Origin of the sequence: Pararhizobium sp. IMCC21322 (assembly GCF_030758295.1) — a bacterium.
Lineage (GTDB): Bacteria > Pseudomonadota > Alphaproteobacteria > Rhizobiales.
Genome location: NZ_CP132335.1, coordinates 3911184 through 3930560, shown reverse-complemented (window position 1 = coordinate 3930560; position 19377 = coordinate 3911184). Strand labels below are relative to the sequence as shown.

14 protein-coding genes are annotated in these 19377 nt (G+C 52.8%); 5 read left to right on the top strand and 9 right to left on the bottom strand.

Annotated features, from left to right (window positions below; all coding sequences use genetic code 11):
* Positions 1 to 330: 330 nt before the first annotated feature.
* The 8 genes from lanM to RAL91_RS18520 all read right to left on the bottom strand — a co-directional run bounded on the left by lanM (position 331) and on the right by RAL91_RS18520 (position 13265).
* A complete protein-coding gene (gene lanM, locus RAL91_RS18555; RefSeq protein ID WP_306257737.1) occupies positions 331 to 3297 on the bottom strand; it encodes a type 2 lanthipeptide synthetase LanM in 2967 nt (988 codons plus the stop codon).
* Positions 3298 to 3436: 139 nt separating this feature from the next.
* Positions 3437 to 3814 (bottom strand): hypothetical protein, encoded by a 378-nt coding sequence (locus RAL91_RS18550; protein ID WP_306257736.1) that lies wholly within the window; start codon positions 3812 to 3814, stop codon positions 3437 to 3439.
* A gap of 253 nt (positions 3815 to 4067) precedes the next feature.
* Positions 4068 to 4982, bottom strand: coding sequence for a methylenetetrahydrofolate reductase [NAD(P)H] (gene metF / locus RAL91_RS18545; protein WP_306257735.1), 915 nt, complete (start codon positions 4980 to 4982; stop codon positions 4068 to 4070).
* Positions 4982 to 6004, bottom strand: coding sequence for a metalloregulator ArsR/SmtB family transcription factor (locus RAL91_RS18540; protein WP_306257734.1), 1023 nt, complete (start codon positions 6002 to 6004; stop codon positions 4982 to 4984). The genes metF and RAL91_RS18540 overlap by 1 nt, the downstream gene beginning before the upstream one ends.
* Before the next feature lie 83 nt (positions 6005 to 6087).
* Positions 6088 to 9708: a hydantoinase B/oxoprolinase family protein gene (locus RAL91_RS18535; RefSeq protein WP_306257733.1), complete on the bottom strand. Its 3621-nt coding sequence runs from the start codon at positions 9706 to 9708 to the stop codon at positions 6088 to 6090.
* Between the two features lie 122 nt (positions 9709 to 9830).
* Positions 9831 to 10361, bottom strand: coding sequence for a cupin domain-containing protein (locus tag RAL91_RS18530; RefSeq protein ID WP_306257732.1), 531 nt, complete (start codon positions 10359 to 10361; stop codon positions 9831 to 9833).
* Between the two features lie 13 nt (positions 10362 to 10374).
* Complete coding sequence (locus RAL91_RS18525; protein ID WP_306257731.1) at positions 10375 to 12237, bottom strand: TRAP transporter fused permease subunit; 1863 nt, start codon at positions 12235 to 12237, stop codon at positions 10375 to 10377.
* Positions 12238 to 12332: 95 nt separating this feature from the next.
* A complete protein-coding gene (locus RAL91_RS18520) occupies positions 12333 to 13265 on the bottom strand; it encodes a TAXI family TRAP transporter solute-binding subunit (RefSeq protein ID WP_306257730.1) in 933 nt (310 codons plus the stop codon).
* 250 nt (positions 13266 to 13515) lie between these two features.
* Here RAL91_RS18520 and RAL91_RS18515 point away from each other — a divergent pair, with 250 nt between their 5' ends.
* The 4 genes from RAL91_RS18515 to RAL91_RS18500 all read left to right on the top strand — a co-directional run bounded on the left by RAL91_RS18515 (position 13516) and on the right by RAL91_RS18500 (position 17135).
* Entirely contained in the window at positions 13516 to 14565 is a 1050-nt protein-coding gene (locus tag RAL91_RS18515) for a C4-dicarboxylate ABC transporter substrate-binding protein (protein ID WP_306257729.1), read from the top strand.
* A gap of 94 nt (positions 14566 to 14659) precedes the next feature.
* A complete protein-coding gene (locus RAL91_RS18510; RefSeq protein ID WP_306257728.1) occupies positions 14660 to 15316 on the top strand; it encodes a TRAP transporter small permease in 657 nt (218 codons plus the stop codon).
* Positions 15313 to 16635, top strand: a complete 1323-nt coding sequence (locus RAL91_RS18505; protein WP_306257727.1) for a TRAP transporter large permease — start codon at positions 15313 to 15315, stop codon at positions 16633 to 16635. Before RAL91_RS18510 ends, RAL91_RS18505 begins: the two co-directional genes overlap by 4 nt.
* 2 nt (positions 16636 to 16637) lie before the next feature.
* Positions 16638 to 17135: a heme-binding protein gene (locus RAL91_RS18500; protein ID WP_306257726.1), complete on the top strand. Its 498-nt coding sequence runs from the start codon at positions 16638 to 16640 to the stop codon at positions 17133 to 17135.
* A gap of 10 nt (positions 17136 to 17145) precedes the next feature.
* Here the strand turns inward: RAL91_RS18500 and RAL91_RS18495 are convergent, their stop codons facing one another.
* On the bottom strand, positions 17146 to 17775 hold the full coding sequence (locus RAL91_RS18495; protein WP_306257725.1) for a cupin domain-containing protein: 630 nt from the start codon (positions 17773 to 17775) through the stop codon (positions 17146 to 17148).
* A gap of 109 nt (positions 17776 to 17884) precedes the next feature.
* On the opposite strand from RAL91_RS18495, the gene RAL91_RS18490 reads away from it, so the two are divergent.
* Positions 17885 to 19327, top strand: coding sequence for a hypothetical protein (locus RAL91_RS18490; RefSeq protein ID WP_306257724.1), 1443 nt, complete (start codon positions 17885 to 17887; stop codon positions 19325 to 19327).
* Positions 19328 to 19377 lie beyond the last annotated feature (50 nt).

Here is a 19377-nt window from a genome sequence, read left to right as displayed (position 1 = left end):
CCAATTGAGTGCAGGCCCTGATTTAACAAGGTGGCGGATTGCCAATCCGCTAGTTGCAGATTTTCACCTTGGCCGCGCACCGCCACAATAATGGGTTCTTGCAGTCATATTCAACTGGTCCCATCATTCTTGATCTGAACTCGCCTGGATAAAGATCCTCCAATTGTGCCATCAACGATACTTTTGCATTGCGTACAGCTATACGCTGCGACGTTGCCGTGCCGCTGCTCGTGACCGTGAGGGGATTGCAGGCCGCTGCCCCTGCCTGTTTGTCCGCTGTAATGGTTACCAGGCCCCAAAAAACCGCTAACATCATGATGATTGATACTCTCATGGCCTTATCGCTCGGCTGGTTGCTCTTGGCGCGGAATTGTATGACATGAGTGGTATCACTGATGTTGGCTGCTGGTTTGCAATACCCAACGCTGCCATGCCGATGCCTGCCATGCCGTCCATCAGGCCAGGGGAAAAAACGCCATTGATGGTGCCGCATTGTGCGCCATTCTTCATCAACCGTGTCAGGACGATTTCTGTCAGCCTTCCGATTTCGCCTGCATTGCCGTCCGGCAGAGCGGGCACCATATGCTGTAGTGCCTGAAGGGCGCCCATCGCACCGTGACACAGGCTGTCATCTGAGTAGTCTTGCGCTTCCAGTCTTGCAGTCAGTTCCCGAGCGATTGTTTCCGCGTGTTCCTGCCCGCTTACATCATTTGCGAACAGATTTCCGGTGAGACCGTTGCACCATGCAATTGGCGCTTCCTGGATGTTTTTCAGTTCAAATTCGGGCGCGGCTGGTACATGCTCCTTGAGCAGACCAAGAGCGTTAGCGCATAATACCTTTAATTCGTGGTCGTTATTTTGGCTTGATCGGGCCAATGCGAATTGCAAACCTTCAACACCATGTGCCATTCCTGTGGCGGCAAATAGCTGATGAACTGACCCCCTGTTCTCAATCGCCTGCTCAAGCCTGTTTATTATCTCGTAGCAGATCGATCTTTGAAGTGGGCCACTGGATTGAATATGCCCGGCTCCGAGCAGCAGCCCTGCCAGACCGTCAACCAATTCCAAAGATGCTGCAGAAAGCCCCACGGTGGTGATGTTCGACAATATCTGCTGACTGGCTTTAGCGCACTCAAGCTCGGGGTGTTCATTGGCCAAAATGTGAAGCGCAAAAAACAAGCCTCCGGTTCCGGAAAAACCGCCAACTGTCATCTCGGTGTTTTTTTGCAAGGAGAGTGCAGACAGAAGCTCACATGCTGCTGCCTTCGCAACTGTCTGAATATGCGCATCATCAAGCACGCGGCCGGCACGTGATAGAAACAGAGCAATGCCCGGCAGGCCGCTATACAGATCAAGACCGGCTAACTGGGCTGTTAAAGCGCCACCGCTCCCTTCCTGCACAGTCATCCATGTTGCATGTCCATCTGTGATAATCGCGTGCTCGCAAATATCCATTGCGGCGCGATGCGCGATCGCCAATGCAGCTTCTTGAACGCCGTTTTGAGGCAGCTTTCCGGAGGAGTGGCTGTTCGTAGATGCAATCGGGAACCCTTTCGGGTGATCCGCCGTCGTCAATGCGACTTCTGTCAACCAGCATTGGCGGTGCAGATCTTCAGGACCCAATTCGGCAATAATCTCTTGGGTGATTGCCAGGCCCGTCCGTGGCAAAATTTGTTCCATCAACTGACCGTCGCATGTCATGATATCCTGGCTGTTCACCGTTGTTTCAAGATAGGGAACGTCATTGCGCCAAAGGGCGGCCATTTCAGACTGGCGCAGTGTTGTCAGAATATGAGACTGGTTTGCTTCCTTTAGCGCATTACTGAACCAGCTCTCCTTCTTTTCCCGACTTTCCAGAAGATCAGGATGTGATCCGTCAGCCAACAGGAACAAATAGGTTTGGGTTGCACGAATGACGACGCGTATCGGGTCGTCACCAAAGTCTGCAAGCGGGCCTGTTGCTGCCAGCAGCGTCTCCCGATTATCTTCAAGAATGGCATATGCTTTACGAAAGCCCTCCATTACCTGTGCCAAATACCGCTCGGGAGAGATTCTCTGACCATCCAGCACCGGGACATTGGCGTCGCCTGTCAGTGTTTGATGCTCTTCCACCAGCCGCATCTCATCGGATCCGGCATTGTGCCACATTGGCACCTCAAATGGTGTCTTCTGGCCTGCCGTGTCGGACATTCCAGCCAGATTGATTGCTTTGTCAGGCGCATTCGACAAGGCCTTGCGAATGGGTAGGAGCCCTGTTGCGGCAACAGATTTGTCATGGATTTTGCGCAGAGCTTTTGAGGCGGGTGGTTGGGTGTCATCCGGACGCAGGTCTCCAGCCAACGGGTGAAACAGGGTCTCAAGATCAATGATGACGGGCCAATCGCCCTGTGCAATCAGGTTTTCACTGTGCAGGTCGGTTAGCCCCAGCACGCGCGCTACGGCCATTAATGCCCCAAGCCGCTTGAAGTAGTCTGCAAGACCATCTGCATCTGAAACAGGCAGATGATCAATGTGTTCGCACCAGCCGCGTGTCTCCATATTCAACGCATCAACATAGCGTATCATTTCTTCGCCAGCAGCGGTGTTGAACCAGGATGCAAAACGCCCGTAATGCACCTCAACTGCCAGGCTGCGTGGCTTATAGACCAGTTTCTGCCCGCTGCTGAATTCAACAATCTTAACAGATCGTCCGTGGCGGTGCGTATCGCCCAATGAGGATTGGATGGACGTGATTTTATCGTCAGGCGCACAGGAGAAATGGTGCTTGAGAGTGCCCCAATCAGCATGTAGATGCTCAAGAAACTCCAATGAAGCGGAACGCCAATTCTGGCATATGACACTCGTCAATTCACACAGGTGGGGATTGCGTTTCAAGAGCGCTTCAGAAAACTCCGTATCCTGAAGGCATTCAGCAAACATCGCGTAGCTGTCACTGCCGCTGTCTGTATCAAGCAGGCCAGTGGATTGCGCGGCGGCATATTCCATGACAATACAACGCGACACCTTGGAAAAAATACTCTCCCAAAGGGTGGCGACCATCGCAGCGTAAATGGAGCTTATGTTTTCGGGGGCAATAATCTCGAGTCGCCAAAGTTCTGTGATTTTTTGACCGATTGGTTTTGCCGACAGCTCAATGAGCGGCCATGCAACGTGGGCGAATTCACGTCCTTCCCCAGGTAGCGAATAGCGTTCCTGCGCAGATGAGCTGGCAAATGCATCGTCAAAAAAAACTTCCCATGATGCGTGTCGTTCACATTCTGCGAAACTCACATTCTCAGCATTGCTTTGGGAGGTCATCTTCTTGTCCAGGTTTTTGGTACGCTCGCCCGGCCAGCGCCAAGACGCCTGACCTCACAACGAGCCAAGAGGATTTCATGCGCCGGCAATAAAACTGCTTGCGGTCTTTCGGCGGCGCATAAATCGTCAAAGGGAATGGCTAGATACCGGTCCTTATGATCACGCAGCAGAGCACACCGCTGGTAAAACCACTGGTTCCCTGACAACCGACACCTTGTGTAAAGCATCCGCCGCGTGCGATCTCATCTCCGGTAAGAGCTTTGAGCTGGTTGATCCTTGCCTGACCAATCTGCTTTTTTTCAGCAGGTGTCATTCTCTCAAGTTCCTCGTTCAGCATTTTTTTGAGTTCAGCAGGCTCTGCCTTCTTGGTCTGCATTTTCTGCGTTGGCGCTACACGCTTTTCCGCGACAGGCATAACAGTTGCGCCGGTGTTTTGCGCTGCAATCACTGGCGTGATGAAATTTGGCAAAGCGACCGCCAGTGCCAGTATGGCGCTTGTGGATTTTGATTTGTTCATGATCTTTTCCATTTTTGGTTTTCCCCCAAAACCAGAGTGGACCATGACAGCGTCCTGCAATATCCCCCGGATGGGTCAGTCCGGATGGTGTGGGCGGCACAAACGCGCCTGATCTCAAGTTGATGAGAAGCAGGTTTGTCGTTTCAGCCAGAAAATTGGGAGGTGCCGCTTAAGTGCTGCCGATCTAATAGATCAAAGCACAGAAAAGCGGTTGGGCATTTTCACTGTTTTCAAATTTGAACGTGATTGGATATCAGGCCGCCTGAGTATCGGTTTCCACGGCCTGAAGTTCCGGGCCAAGGCCCATCAAATGACACACCGCAAACACGATTTCCGAGCGGTTCAATGTGTAGAAATGCACATCCTCGAAACCGCGTTCGGCCAGATCAAAAACCTGCTCGGCAAGGATAGCGGTAGAGACCAGTCTTTGTGTGTCCAGATCATCATCCAGACCATTGAAGGCAAGTTTTAGCCAATACGGTACGTTAGCGCCGCAACGCTCTGCAAAAGAGCGGGTTTGTGAGAATTTATAGACCGGGAGCAAACCCGGGACGATTGGAATTGAAATTCCCGCTGCCCGCGCCCGCTCGACAAAGGCTTCAAACAGATCATTGTCGAAGAAGAATTGCGTAATGGCGCGGTTAGCCCCTGCATCAACCTTCCGTTTCAGATTGTCCAGCTCATGGTCCCAGCTAGGGCTGTCCGGGTGGCGTTCAGGATAGGCGGCGACTGAAATTTCAAAATCACCACGTTTCGAGATGCCTCCCACCAGATCAGCCGCGTTCTGGTATCCTTGCGGGTGGGGGACGAAATGGCTTTCACCGTTTTGTACATCTCCGCGCAAGGCAACAATGTGTTTCACACCAGCTTTGGCGTAGCCATCCACCACGGCATCGACTTCGTCTCTCGTCGCATCGACACAGGTCAAATGTGCAGCAGGGCGCATGGATGCGTTTTTCGCGAGTTCAGCAACTGTGCGGTGTGTGCGCTCTCTGGTGCTGCCACCGGCACCATATGTGACGGACACAAAGGATGGGCCAAACAGGCTCAACCGGTTGATTGCCGACCAGACCTGTTTTTCACCTGCATCCGATTTGGGCGGGAAAAACTCGAATGAAATGCGTTTGGCGCGTTTCTGATGGGATCGAAGGTTTGCTACAATGGACATCAGACTGTTTCCGGATTGATGGTTGATAGGGCATTGGCTGTGTCACCGGCCATTAGAATACGTGGATCCTGCGCAAGCCAGATATTGACAGTCAAGGCTTCGGCACGTGGCTTTTCAGGGGCCAGATGCGTCGTTGAGATAAGATCAAGACCGATCTCATCGACCCAATTTGCGATTTGCGCTTCGTCAAACCCAAGCCTGCGGTGGGCGTGCTCGTTGCGCAGGAATTCAAGTTCATGCGGCGCGAAATCAACAATCAGCAGGCGTCCACCCGGACGCAATGCCTGTGCAATTTCCTTTATAGCCCGTCCTGGATCATCAAGGAAGTGAAGAACCTGATGGACCACTGCAACATCAAATGTGTTGCGGGCTACGGGCAGGTTGAAAATATCGCCAAAACGGACCTGCGCATGGGATGTGCCACTGGCGTCCAGATTGGCGCGCGCGACGGCCAGCATTTCCAGACTGGAATCAATGCCAACGCCATCGGCATAATGATTTTGCAGGAGTTCCAGCATACGACCGGTGCCGGTTCCCACATCCAAAAGCGTACCAAACGGTTTTTCGCCGACAAGCTCCAGCAAGGCTTTTTCAACAGCTTGCTCTGATATGTGATGACTTCTGATCTTGTCCCAGTGTTGCGCACTTTGGGCAAAATAGCGTGCCGCACTTTCCGCATTGCGGGATTTGACTTCGGCTAACCGCTCCTGATCCCGTTGCAGAACACCGTCTGAAGGGTTGAGCGTCTCCAGCAAGGTTTGTGTGGTCAGGCCAACAGCGCTTTTTGACGGGCGGTAATAGACCCAGGAGCCTTCGGGGAAGCGTTCGATTAATTCGGCTTCCACCAGCAGCTTCAAATGACGAGACACCCGAGGCTGGGACTGACCGAGAATCTGCGTCAAATCCTTGACCGTCAGATCACCGCTTTGCAGCAGGGCTAACAGACGCAATCGTGTGGTTTCGCCAGCGCCGCGCAGCGCTTCCACCAGTTGATCCAACCCAATTGTTTTCGGTTCCCGCATCGTCTTTCCAAATGATATAACAATATCTTTATATCTTTAGGTCATTTCAATTTGGGGTGCAAGCCTTAGTTGGCAGGTAGTGATCAGCTTTCCCCAAAACCACCGGCCGTGGGCGTGATAATCGTGACCGCTTCTCCGGCTTTCAATATGGTCTGGTCGCAGCCTTTCAGTTCTTCAATCTGTCCATCAAGCCGCCTCACAAAGGTGCTTCCCAGTTCTCCCGGCGCGCCGCCTTCCAGCCCATGGGGCTGAATGGTTCGGTGAGAGGAGAGGATGGCGCAGTCCATTTCTTCCAAAAAGCGAATTGTGCGTTTTGTGCCATCGCCCGCTGTCCATTTGCCTTTTCCACCCGACCCCTTGCGGATATGAAAATCTTCCAGCAAGACTGGAAAACGGAATTCCAGAATTTCCGGGTCTGTCAGCCGCGAATTGGTCATATGGACATGAACCCCGGATGTGCCATTGAAGCCGCGCCCGGCAGGAGAGCCGGAGCAGATTGTTTCGTAATACTGGTAGATGTCGTTTCCAAAGGTGAGGTTGTTCATGGAACCTTGTGACGCGGCCATCACACCCAGCGCACCAAACAAGGCGTTGGTGACATGCTGACTGGTTTCAACATTACCCGCCACAACGGCAGCGGGGTAGCTTGGCCGCAGCATGCAATCATCCGGAATAATGATGTTGAGGGGCTTCAGGCAGCCCGCATTCATCGGGATGTCTCCATCCACCATCACGCGGAAACAATATAATACGGCGGCACGTGTCACAGGTTCCGGTGCATTGAAATTGGTTTCCTGCACCGGGCTTGTTCCGGTAAAATCAACGGTGGCTTCGCGCTTTTCCCGATCTACCGTGATCCTGACCTTGATGACAGCGCCCTGATCGGTTTTGTATTCAAAGCTGGAATCCTTCAGCACCTCAATAACCCGGCGCACGCTTTCTTCTGCATTGTCCTGAACATGGCGCATATAGGCTTCCACGACCGGAAGCGTGAACTGATCCACCATTCTCGCAAGTTCCTGCACGCCCTTTTCGTTGGCCGCGATCTGAGCTTTCAGATCTGCAACATTCTGGACAATGTTGCGAACGGGGTAGGGGTGGTCTGTCATCAAGCGGACCAGAGCCTCTTCCTGAAACGCTCCCTGATCGACCAGTTTGAAATTATCAAACAGGACACCTTCCTCATCCACATTGGTGGCAAGCGGTGTCATGGAACCCGGGGCTGACCCGCCGACATCGGCATGGTGACCGCGGCTGGCGACCCAAAAGCGGACAAAGCTGTTGGTTTCATCGAAAACAGGTGTGCAGACCGTAATATCCGGGAGGTGGGTGCCACCATTGTAAGGGGCGTTGAGTGCAAACACGTCTCCAGGTTTGATCGCACCTTTATTGAGCCGAATAATAGTCTCGACCGACCGGTCCATTGAGCCCAGATGCACTGGCATATGTGGAGCATTGGCAATCAGGCTGCCCACGCCACTGAACACAGCACAGGAGAAATCCAACCGCTCTTTGATGTTTACCGAATAGGCCGTGTTCTGCAGCGTTACGCCCATTTGCTCGGCGATGGACATAAACAGATTGTTGAAAATTTCCAGCAGAACCGGATCCGCGCCGCCGTCGGTTGCTTCGGTTCCAATGGCAAAGCCGCGATCCAGCTTGTCGGTGCGGTTCAGAATGACGTGGTTCTTGATATTGATTTGGGCCGTCCAGCCCGGTTCGACCATAATGGTCTGATGCGGTTCGATAATAAGGGCAGGGCCTTTGATGCTGTTTCCATGAGCAAGGTTGGCGCGCGGATAAATACCTGTGCTTTGTATCGCGCCGCCGACAAAGACATCGAATTGCCGGTCCATCTGCGCAGATTGTTCTGACAATGGTTGATCGGCTTCGTCGATTTCTGCACCGCCGCCAACGCCTTCGATTTCAAGGGACTCGACAACCAGAATTTTATTTTCAAAAACAAAGCCGAATTGCTTTTTGTGGGCTGTCTCGAATTCCGAACGCATCTGGTCGCTGTTTGTCAAGCGAACGGGAATGGCGCTGTCCGTTCCATCATAACGGATGTGGGCAAAACTGTTGATTTGGGTTTCGGCGCTTTCCACGCCTTGCCGGATCATCTCATTGCGGACCTGTTGTTCAAGTGATTTCTGAGCAACTTCAAGTTCTGATTCAGAGTCGGGGTTCAACTCCAAGGCAATGGTTTTATTACGGTTTGCACGAATGTCCGCCAGCCCCATTCCATAAGCGGAAAGAATTCCGGAGAATGGATGGACGATCACGGTTTCCATGCCCAACGTGTCGGCAATGGCGCAAGCATGCTGGCCGCCAGCCCCGCCAAAGCAGGTCAAGGCGTAGTCCGAGACATCATAGCCGCGTTGAACTGAAATTTTCTTAATTGCGTTCGCCATGTTTTCAACGGCGATCTGCAAAAACCCTTCCGCAATTTCCTCCCCAGAGCGACCATCACCGATTTCGTTTGCAAGAGTTTCAAAGCCTGTTCGGACGGCCTCAATATCCAAGGGCTGGTCCGCTGTTTCGCCAAAAATAGCTGGAAAGAACTCTGGTCGCAATTTGCCAAGCATTACGTTTGCATCGGTCACCGTTAGTGGACCACCGCGCCGATAGCAGGCCGGTCCAGGATTGGCCCCGGCACTATCAGGCCCGACCTGAAAGCGGCCCTTGTCGAAATGCAGAATGGACCCGCCGCCTGCGGCAATCGTATGGATCATCATCATCGGTGCGCGCATGCGCACGCCGGCGACTTCAGTTTCAAAAGCGCGCTCCAACTGTCCGTCATAATGTGAGACGTCGGTTGATGTGCCACCCATGTCAAAGCCAATGACCTTGTGATGTCCCGCCAGCGCCGAAGTTTCCACCGCGCCAACCACACCGCCAGCAGGCCCGGACAGGATTGCATCTTTTCCCTGAAACATGTCTGCAGCTGTCAGGCCACCGGAGGACTGCATGAACATCAGTCGTGTGTCGCCAGCGCCAATATTCAACTCGCTTGCAATCTGGTCCACATAACGCCGCAGGATCGGCGACAGATATGCGTCCACCACTGTGGTATCTCCGCGTCCAACCAGTTTCATCAAGGGCGACACATCGTGGCTGACGGATATTTGAGAAAATCCAATGTCCCGGGCGATATCGGCTAAAAACTGCTCATGCTCTGGCGCGCGCCAGGAATGCATCAGCACAATCGCAATTGAGCGGATGCCGCTGTTAAATGCAGACTGCAGATCTTGCCGGGCGCTGGCCTGATCAAGGACCTTTTCAACCGCGCCATCGGCCCGAATACGCTCATCCACCTCCACAACTGCTTCATAAAGCAATTCGGGCTTGATGATTTCTCTTGCGAAAATGTCAGGGCGGGCCTGGTAACCAATCTCCAATGCGTCGCGAAACCCTTTGGTGATCACCAGCAAAGTGCGCTCACCTTTGCGCTCCAGCAGCGCGTTGGTGGCAACCGTTGTTCCCATTTTTACATTGGCTATTTGATCGGCGGGGATGGCGTCGTTGGCCGCGACTTCCATGAGCTCTCGAATGCCATGTATGGCAGCATCACGATATTGCTCGGGATTTTCGGAAAGCAGCTTGTGAGCTTGCAGCGATCCATCGGGTTTTCGGGCCACGATGTCGGTGAAGGTGCCGCCGCGATCGATCCAGAAGTCCCATTTTCCAAATGTCTTGCCGCTCATTGATGCCTCTTGCCTTTGTCAGACCCACAGGGTCTATGGCCTAGGCTTTTTCATGCGCAGCGGCAAGTCTGGCAGCGCTGATCGGTGTGTTCCAAACCGGTATGCGTAAGCTTGGCTTTCGCCTATTTTTCAGCATCAACCAGAATGAATGCGATCAGGCATGGTACGGTGCCGCGATTGGACCAGGCGTGGTTCGTACCCTGTTGAACAACTGTGTCGCCTGCCTTCAGCAGATACTCGTCTTCATCCATCATCATGTAAATTTCGCCGCTCAGAACCACCGTATAGTCGAGCGAATCCGTGCGATGCATAAAGGGATGGCGGGCATTTTCCACGATGTTTGCGCCCGCACCCATTTCGGCAAAGGCTGACTTTCCATCCAGTTTAGCCAAAACTTCCGGATCTTCCGGATCGAACTGAACAATGCGAAACACGGAGCCATTTTTCGGAGGATGCAGGATGAGGGGCCCGGTGACCGGGTCACCATGCAGTTCCATTGCCGCCGGTGTCTTGTCGTTCATCCACAGATTAATCAGTGTGACGCCGGGGCGGTTTGGGCGGCTCAGAATGCAGCTTGCCTCCTCATCAGAAATGACGGTTGCGACGCCGTTCTCATCATGGCCGGTAACGACGCGTCTGAATTTCTGCGACATGGACAATTCCTTTCTAGGTGTTCAAAACTTGAGCAGGTTTGGTGAGTGTCCAGACTACAGCTATGGCTGCAAGGCCGATAGCATCAGTGAGAATTCCTTGATGCAGCAAAGCAATTCCAGCCAAGCCAACAAGCACACGCATTGGCAAGATCAGCGGTGCACGGAACTGCCCAACCACAAAGGCGGCAATGCAGAAAACACCAAAGCCGCCGCTGATAACCGCCAATACAATCTCGCTCCAGGGTCCCTGCATCAGCAGCGCAGGGCCGTAGAAGAACATGAAGGGGAGAATGTAGCAGGTGATGCCATAAGCAAAGGCCGTCCATCCAACCTTGTTGATGTTGGCTTTAGCTATGCCCGCTGCCACATAGGACGCCAATGCCACCGGAGGCGTTATGGTGGACACACAGCCATAGAAAAATACGAACAAATGGGCAGTCAGCAAAGGCACGCCCATTTTCGCAAGAGCGGGGGCAACCACTGTTGCCAGAATGAGATAGGCCGCCGTGGTTGGCAGACCCATACCCAGAATAATGGCGGTCAGCATGGTGAACACCAAGGCCAGGAATGTGAATCCTCCGGAAGCTGAAATGATCAGACCGGAGATTTTGGAACCAAGGCCGGTGGTGCCAAGTGTGCCGGCAATGATGCCGGCAGCGGCACAGGCAATCGCGATTGGAATAACGCTTTTGGCCCCTTCGGTAATGGCTTCTGCCGATTTGCGCACCATCTCGAATGAAATGCGGCGCTCCCAGACAACATGCAAAACCAGCAACACCAGAATGGAATAGAATGACGCTTTGAAGGGCGAAAACCCGTTCAGCATCATGGCAATAAGCGTGCCGAATGGAATGATGTATTGGCCACCTTTGACGATGATCATCCAGAGCGGTTCATCATCGTCTTCTGGCTGTTCCAGCGGCTGGATATTGCTCTTGGCAGCGCGTAAATGAACCACGAAAAACAGTGAGGTAAAAAACAGCAATGCGGGAATAATCGCAACTTGCATGACGTCGGAATATGGAATGCCGACGATTTCGGCCATGATAAAAGCAGCGGCACCCATAACTGGTGGCATGAGTTGTCCACCGGTCGATACGACAGCTTCAATGGCACCGGCCTGATGCGGCGCGTAGCCTTCCTTCTTCATCATCGGAATGGTCAAGGTACCTGTCACTGCAACATTGCCTGCGGCGGAGCCGGAAATCATGCCAAGCAATGTACTGAAGATGACCGCGGTCTTTGCGCCTGCCGCTCGCATGTTTTTAGTCAGCCGGTTGGCAAGACGGAAGAAGAAGTCGCCAGCACCAAAGACGCTCAGGAATGATCCGTAGATCGAGAAAAGTATGATGTAAGTGGCTGATACGCCCAACGGGATGCCGTAAATACCCTGAGAGGTGGTGGTCAGAAGTTCCGACATGCGCGTGACTCTGTAGCCGCGACTGGCCAGTGCGCCGGGCAGGAATTCGCTGTAGAATGGATAGGTAAAAAAGGCGAGGCAGATAATTGACAGCACCAGGCCAACGCCTCGTCGCGCGCCCTCCAATACCAGAACAATCAGCAGCAGCCCAACCCAGGCATCCAGCGCCTCGGTTTCACCGCCACTCATGGCAATGTCTTTCCAGCGCGACATTATGTAAAGGCTCGTGGCGCAGCTGAGGAACACAAGGCCGAGGCGCACTATCTTGTCAAAAAACGCGTCTTCAAATCTTGGCAGGGTGGGGTTTGTGAGGAACAGCAGGACGAGCATCATCATCAGATGAAATACGCGGATGTCCCGGGTCGACAGAACGAGAAGGCCAGCAACGTTCAGCAGATGGAACAGCCCGACCACAAATGCCACGATCAGAATCGCGTGTTTGAACAGTCTGTCCATGGCGTCATTCCATTCCGTCAGGAGCCTGATAAATTCTTGCGGATGGAAGACAGGCTTTCATCCGCAAGAAATGTTGGTTGGTCAGATGAGGGCTTTTATTCAGCGAAGTATTTCGCTGCACCTGGATGAAGCGGAATTTTCAGCTCCAGCGATGCTTCTGGAACGATCTGTTTCGCATAGGCATTTTCAGCCCGGAATTCATTCATATTGTCGTAGATTGCCTTTGTGATCTTGTAGGCAACGTCCTCATCCATGCCTGCATCGACGATCAGCATGTTGTTGACGCCAAGCACTCTGCCATCAGTGTCTGTTCCATAAGTTGCCATTGGAACGACCACTTCATTGTAGTTGGGGTATTTTCCCAAGGCTGTGGCCATCTGTTCTTCGGTAATCGGAATGAACTTCAGTTTTTTGTTGGCCTGGGCCTGCATGACAGCACCGGCTGGGTAGCCACTCAGCGCAAAGGCTGCATCAACATTGCCGTCAGCCAACTGGCTGAAACCGTCCCCATAAGACAGGAAGCTCGGCGTAATGTCATCGATTGTCAGATCCGCAAGGCCAAGCACTTGTCCCAGAAATGGAATGGTTCCGCCACCGGCAGGACCGACTGCAATCCGTTTGCCTTTCAGATCCGCAATGGTGCTGATGTCAGACCCGTCCAGTGTCATCATATGCAGAATGCTGAAATGCAGCGAGCCAATGGCCCGCAAGTTCATTGCGCCTGCTTTTTTGTAAGGACCAACGCCCTTGTTAGCCAGAACAGACAGATTGTTGTTTGTAATGGCAATATCCACCTCGCCACTGTTGATCAGGCGCGGATTGCCGACAGAGCCAGCTGTTACGACCGGGACCATGGTCAGACCATCGGCATAATTATTGACCAGCGACGAGATTGCCTGACCCACCGGATAGAATGCACCGCCCTGACTTGCCGTGCCGATGCGCAATTCATTTGCATAGCTTGAACCTGCGGTCAGGACCATGGCAGCGGCTATCGCTGCAGTCCGGATAAGTGATGTGAAATGCATAATTCATCCTCCCAGTTGATGATCACGAGTGTGATTGAAAGAGCAATGAAGCTCTTGTCGAAAGCCAGTGTTTCTCTAGCATTAACCGAACCGGTCAGTTCGGTGCAAGAAAAATCGACAATTTTGATAATTACAGGAAAATACCGTTTATTTATTGCTGAATATTTCGAAATCAACCATAGTGTCCCTGAAATTGGTTGTTGGGGTTCAATTCAGGAACCGCACAAAATGATAAACTGGGAGGATCATTATGAGCTATTTTCGAACAGGTTCCAAATTTTTGATGGCTGCAGCTGCAGCCGCAATGGTGACCACAAGTGCTGCAAATGCAGCCATGATTGACGGACCAAAAGTATTCTGGAAAATCTCCATGTGGGGCAATCCAAGAGCGTTGTCCGATGGCATGGAAGCCATGGCCAAGAAAGCCATGGAAGAGACCGATGGAAATTTTGAGATCAAAATCTTCTATGGTGCACAATTGTCCAGCAATCGCGAAAACCTGGACGGAATCAAACTGAATGCCTTTGAGGGCGCCGCCATCTGCAACTTCTATCATCCGGGTAAAAACCCTGCATGGATGGTGTTTTCACTGCCATTCCTGCCGCTAGGGGATCCGCAAATTGATAAATATGTGCGTTCAAAGATGTTTGAACATCCGGCAATTATTGCTGACATGGAAAAATGGAACGCCATGCCATATGTCTCCGGCTTGCTTCCACAGTACGAAATTCTTGGAAAAGGCCCTGCGCCAACAAGCCTTGAGGGATGGGACGGTCTTCGGGTGCGTGCCGGAGGCGGGCTTGGTACGGCCATGGAAAAACTGGGCGCTGTAAAGCAGACATTGCCTGCCGGTGAAACCTCGACAGCTTTTCAGCGCGGCGCGCTGGATGCAGCGGCGTTCCCGTACACTTACGCTCACGTGGCTTTCAAAATCTCTGACGAAGCCGACTGGTACACCAGCAATCTGGCACCAGGCACGTCTGAATGCGGTTGGGTGTTCAATAAAAAATCCTACGATGCTTTGCCACCGCAATATCAGAAATTCCTGATGGATAATCGTGATCTTGTGATGGACACCGAGCTTGCATCCTACGCAGCTCAGGACGAAAAAAATCTTCCGATCTTTGAAGAGACAATGGAAAAAATTGTTTACTCGGAAGAACAGCTTGCCAAATTCCGGGAAGTCGCCGGTCAGCCGGTTTGGGACGAGTGGATTGAAGCCAACAAAGACAAATTCGACGCCCAAGGCGTTTTTGACGCTGTCTTTGCCTACGCTAAAGAAGCTGAAGCTGCCAAATAGGCATTTCCAGGGTCTCTACCCTGGTTACGATTCATCAGGACGGCGCATTATGCGCCGTCCTTGTTCGATCTAAACCCAGACATAGAGGTGGCACGTGACCGTTTCCCCCGCCACGCCCTCGGACAGCGCCGGTATCGCAATTGCGACCGCAGATCGCAAATTGTCCCCCTTTGAAGATTCATTGAACCTGATAGCGGCCTTTGCAATTCTCATGCTGATGCTGCTTGGCACTGCCCAGATATTTCTACGCTCAGTGCTCAATTCGCCAATTGCGGGCTATATCGATCTCGTTGAGTTGTCGATGGCCAGCATGGCGTTTCTGGGCGCGGCCTATTGTCAGCGGCTTGGCGCTCACATCCGCATGGAGTTGCTGATTGGCAAGCTGCAGGGAAGGGCCCTTTGGTTTGCTGAAATTCTGGGAACGCTGGCAGCCCTCGGCATCATCGGCGTCCTGATTTGGTACAGCTGGGGTCATTTCCTGCGTGCCTATCAGCTTGGCGACACCACCATTGACGCCGAATATCACGTCTGGCCGTCAAAATTGCTGGTGCCCATCGCATTTTCTTTCTGGTTTTTGCGCCTTCTGATCCAATTGTCTGGATCGTTCAGACTGTTCCTGCGTCCGGAGCTGGAGCCGATTGGAATCGCCAAAATTATGGATGCTGCCGAACACGCGCGTGAAGAGATTCATGACGTGTTGGGCGACGGTACTTCTGATCTGGATGTGACAGACGGAAAGTCAGACAAATGATTATCGGTATTGGTTTTGACGACCCGTTCCTGGTTGGCCTGATTGGTCTTGGCCTGCTGTTTCTGTTTGTGGTGATTGGCGTGCGCGTTGTGTTTGCCGCCGCCATTGTCGGTCTTTTAGGGTTGGTGGAATTGCTGGGTTGGGGCCCGGCAGCAGGCATTGTGGGGACCATCCCGCACTCCAAATCCTCCACCTATGCGCTCAGCGTGTTGCCGATGTTCATTTTCATTGGTTTTATTGCCTTCCATGCAGGCATGACGCAGCAATTGTTTGATGCCGCCCGCAAATGGGTCGGTTGGGTACCTGGTGGATTGGCCGTTGCAACCGTTTTTGCAACAGCCGGCTTTGCTGCCGTTTCCGGCGCATCAACCGCGACAGCTGCAGTATTCTCACGTGTTGCCATCCCTGAAATGCTGAAATACGGCTATGACAAACGGCTGGCAGCGGGTGTGGTGGCTGCCGGTGGCACGCTTGCGTCCCTTATTCCGCCATCCGCTATTTTGATTATTTACGCAATCATCGTGGAAGAATCTGTTGGCGAATTATTGCTAGCTGGCTTCCTGCCAGGTGCCGTGTCTGCTCTGGTCTATGCTGCAATCATCATCATCTGGGCGTTGTACCGACCTGATGCGGGGCCATCGGTATCAGGCTATTCCTGGAAGGAGCGTGTTATGACGCTTCCAGGTATTTCCCCGATTGTCATTGTTGTCTTCATCATCATGTCGGCGATCTACAATGGCTGGGCCACGCCAACCGAGGCCGGGGCGCTGGGTGCCTTCGTGATTTTTGTTCTTGCGCTGGCGCGCGGCACCAAAATTCACACGATGAAAAATGCGCTGATGGAAGCGGCCAAGCTGACGGTCATGATCTTCTCGCTTATCTGGGGCGTGTTGATCTTTGTGCGCTTTCTTGGTTTCTCCGGTCTTCCGGAAGCCTTTACCGAGTGGATCATCGGACTGGATGCATCCCCTATGGTGATCATGATCTGCATTCTTCTGGCCTATGCCGTACTGGGCATGTTCATGGATGCAATCGGCATGCTGCTGCTGACGCTTCCGGTGGTTTATCCGGCGGTGATTGCGCTTGGGTTTGACTCAATCTGGTTCGGTATCATCGTTGTAAAAATGGCAGAAGTCTGCCTGATTACGCCGCCAATTGGATTGAATTGTTTCGTTGTTAATGGGGTTCGGCCCGATATCCCATTGACCGATGTGTTCAGGGGGATTGCGCTGTTTTTCGTGGCTGATGTTGTTACCATTGCCCTGTTGCTGATCTTCCCGGAGATCGTGACCTGGCTGCCAGATTTGATGAGAGGCTGATCATGAAGTTGAAAACCGTCCTGCCGCTGGAAAAGGCTGCACACATTGTCGACAAAGCCCTTGCTATCGGCAGGGAGAAAGACATGCATCCGCTCACAGTTGTGGTGCTGGATGTTGGTGGCAAGGTGATTGCCTGCAAAAGCGACGATGGCTCTGGAACTTTGCGTTTTGGCATTGCCCTTGGCAAAGCCTCAGGGGCATTGGGCATGGGTATTTCCAGTCGGCTGATCAGGGACAGATTGTCACAACGCATTGCTTTTCAAAGTGCTCTGGCAACAGCCGCTGACGGAAAATTCATTCCCGTGCCGGGTGGGGTGCTGATTGAAGATGAGGAAGGCTACACGATTGGCGCTGTGGGCATTAGTGGCGATACGTCCGAGAAAGATGAATATTGTGCAATCGGCGCGATCCATAGCGCTGGCTTTGCCTCAGAACCTGTTTCAATCGATCCTGACTGGACGCGATCCTATTTGTCTGATGTTGAGAAGGGAGCCAACTGATTTTTGTAGGCTACAGAATAATGCGTTGGTCAAAAAAACGCTTATTGGTTTGCAGCGCAGGTTTCTGCAGATCGTCCGCATTCAGCCGCTTGATCGTAGGTTTGCCCTCATAGGCTAGCGGCAGAACCATGGCACGGACAAAAGCCGATGTATCCATGTCCTGTGCAGTGGCCTGAACCGGCGAATTGGCGTCCTCAAACCAGGCCTGACCGGGCTGCATGATGTCAGTGTGTGTGTCTGATTTGATTTCAAGCGCACCAGAAATCAGATATCTGATGCCAGGACCGGGATGAATGTGGCGGTAAGCGCGGGCCTTGGCCGGAAAGGTCACCTGGTCCAGCCGCAGAAAGACAGGGCCGGTGTCGAGCATAAGTTCACTGCGCAACACCATTTCCGATGGCCCCGGAGCGGCAGAACTGCTTTCCGAGGCCGCAATTTCCAAACGGATGAATTTGCTGGATTTGGTTGCGCTGATAATGTCATTGGGAGCCACATAATGTCCTTCACCTGCAGAAACGGCATGTCCGCTAACATCAACACTGCCACTATCCACCCAGATTGCCTGATGACAATCTGGCGTTTCGAACCGATCATGCGGCGTAAAAGAATGCCGGTAGAGAGACATAAACAGTTTGGTCATTGCCAGAATTCCAATACTAGATTTTGAGTGCCAAATTTTGAGTGCCAAGTTTTTAGGGTCAGGGTTTCAGGAATTGCGCTGATATTGATAAACGATGCCGGATGACAAAATGACGTCAGCAATTCCAGAGATCGATGGTGAAACGCTTGAGAAAAGCGCGATCGCAGCAATCGTACTTGCGGTCCTGTCCTTGTCAACGCTGGCGCATCAGTTCTTGGGTTCATCGACAGGGCTTGTGATTGCACGCTTTGCGTTTCTCGCTTTGTGCTTTTGCATCGTATCCCGTTTCAAGCTGCGGGAATGGTTGCTGACACTGCTCGCCGTGGCATTGGCGGTCGGGCTGGTGCTGCGAAATCACGATATGCCGGCAATTCTACTCGCACTGGACAGGGCGGCCTTTTTTGGTGCGTTCATCTATCTGGTGACTTTGTTGAAAGAGGCGGCGCAGCGTTCCGGCTCAGTGCTGGAATTGGGTCTATACACAACACGTCAGCCGCGTGGTCGGCGCTATTATGGCTTGGCGGTTGGCGGCCACCTAATGGGTGTATTGCTGAATTTCGGTGCCGTCAGCCTTTTGACGCCGCTGATTCAGCGGGGCGCCAGAAAAGCCAGTGACGATCCTCAAGCGGTTCGACGCGCCGAGCAACAGCAGATTTCCGCTCTGCTCAGAGGCTTCTCCTGGATGATCATGTGGTCTCCCACTGCGTTGACCCAGGCGGTGCTCTTCACAACTTTCCCAGCCGTTGATCAATCCACCACAATTGCTCTCGGCATCGGGGCGGCCATTGTCATGATCCTGATCGGCCGATTTGAAGATCGGCTGCGCTGGCGCAATGTTCAGTTGCCGTCGGTGGCTCAAACGCAGGGATTACCTGTTCAATCTGCCCTCCGATTCGGGGTCGTCTGCGCGCTGCTGATTGGATTGACCTTTTGTGTCTTTCTGATCTCCGGTGTGTCCGCAGCAATTGCCTTGATGCTGGTTGCGCCAATGTTAATGGTCGGTTGGATTTTTGCGCAACAGTTCAACGCACACGGTAAACGCGTTGTGACGTCGACCATCACAACTGTTTGGAACATACTGTCCCATTCTTCCATCAGCATGGGCCGAAGTGCGTTCATGCTGGGGGCGGCGGGTTTCATTGGCGAGGCTGCGGCAAAACTGGCACCCGTGGGCTTGGTTGCGCATTCTCTTGAACGGGTGGACATGCCGGATTGGCTGTTCCTGATGGCCCTACCGGTTTTGATCAGTCTGGGCGGCCAAATTGCGTTGTCCCCGATATTGATCGTGGTGTTTCTAAGCGCCATCATCAACGCATTGCCGGTGTTGCCAGCAGATCCAAATCTCATTGTGTTTGCACTGGGGGCCGGTTGGGCCATGAGTATGACAGCCTCACCAAATGCATCAGCAACCCTGTTGGTTTCCAGCGTTACCAATATTCCGCCAACCACGCTGACCTGGCGCTGGAACGGGGTCTATGCGCTGATGTGTTATGCCGTATTCTCTGTGATGTTCATTATTCTTACGGGCTGGTTTCCAGCGCCCGCGGGGTAGCGCTGAGTTGGATATTTCCAACGCTCAGTCCGGAAGAAGCCAGGATTCAA

What these genes read in the sequence shown, in the direction of transcription:
- RAL91_RS18525 (WP_306257731.1), bottom strand. Translation starts at nt 12,237, where the DNA reads ATGGACAGACTGTTCAAACACGCGATTCTGATCGTGGCATTTGTGGTC.
- RAL91_RS18550 (WP_306257736.1), bottom strand. Translation starts at nt 3,814, where the DNA reads ATGAACAAATCAAAATCCACAAGCGCCATACTGGCACTGGCGGTCGCT.
- RAL91_RS18530 (WP_306257732.1), bottom strand. Translation starts at nt 10,361, where the DNA reads ATGTCGCAGAAATTCAGACGCGTCGTTACCGGCCATGATGAGAACGGC.
- RAL91_RS18500 (WP_306257726.1), top strand. Translation starts at nt 16,638, where the DNA reads ATGAAGTTGAAAACCGTCCTGCCGCTGGAAAAGGCTGCACACATTGTC.
- RAL91_RS18490 (WP_306257724.1), top strand. Translation starts at nt 17,885, where the DNA reads ATGACGTCAGCAATTCCAGAGATCGATGGTGAAACGCTTGAGAAAAGC.
- RAL91_RS18540 (WP_306257734.1), bottom strand. Translation starts at nt 6,004, where the DNA reads ATGCGGGAACCGAAAACAATTGGGTTGGATCAACTGGTGGAAGCGCTG.
- RAL91_RS18535 (WP_306257733.1), bottom strand. Translation starts at nt 9,708, where the DNA reads ATGAGCGGCAAGACATTTGGAAAATGGGACTTCTGGATCGATCGCGGC.
- RAL91_RS18505 (WP_306257727.1), top strand. Translation starts at nt 15,313, where the DNA reads ATGATTATCGGTATTGGTTTTGACGACCCGTTCCTGGTTGGCCTGATT.
- RAL91_RS18495 (WP_306257725.1), bottom strand. Translation starts at nt 17,775, where the DNA reads ATGACCAAACTGTTTATGTCTCTCTACCGGCATTCTTTTACGCCGCAT.
- RAL91_RS18515 (WP_306257729.1), top strand. Translation starts at nt 13,516, where the DNA reads ATGAGCTATTTTCGAACAGGTTCCAAATTTTTGATGGCTGCAGCTGCA.
- lanM (WP_306257737.1), bottom strand. Translation starts at nt 3,297, where the DNA reads ATGACCTCCCAAAGCAATGCTGAGAATGTGAGTTTCGCAGAATGTGAA.
- metF (WP_306257735.1), bottom strand. Translation starts at nt 4,982, where the DNA reads ATGTCCATTGTAGCAAACCTTCGATCCCATCAGAAACGCGCCAAACGC.
- RAL91_RS18520 (WP_306257730.1), bottom strand. Translation starts at nt 13,265, where the DNA reads ATGCATTTCACATCACTTATCCGGACTGCAGCGATAGCCGCTGCCATG.